General features: G+C 70.2%; 1 pseudogene. It reads right to left on the reverse strand.

The annotated features are described in order from the left end of the window. Window positions 1-410: pseudogene (locus ACX6XY_RS30095) on the reverse strand (2-oxoacid:acceptor oxidoreductase subunit alpha); the annotation flags it as partial.

Genomic DNA, 410 nt, shown 5'->3' on the forward strand with positions numbered 1-410 from the left:
ACCTCCAGGTCCGGGACGTCGATGCCGTCGATCTTGGCCTGGCGGGTGCGGACCATCAGGTCGTGGTTGGCCGGGTCATAGGAGATGTTGCCCGTGCCGTCCTGCTTCTCGATGCCGCCGATGCGGTGCTCAAGGCCCGGTGTGCCCGGCACTGCCCACGGACGCGCCAGCGTCCGCTCGTCGCGTTTGTAGGGCCAGAACACCTCCGCTCCGTCGTCCAGGGTGTGGTTGGGGCCCTGGGCGAACTGCACCCGTAGGTCCGGGAGTTCGTCGACCTCGGGGATGCGCCAGGGCTCCGAGCCGTTGGCGAGGTAGCCGTCCGAGAGCAGGAAGACCGGGGTGCGGTAGGTGACCGCGATCCGGGCCGCCTCCAGGGCCGCGTCGAAGCAGTCCGCCGGCGTCTTCGGGGC

The organism is Streptomyces sp. O3, assembly GCF_054788135.1.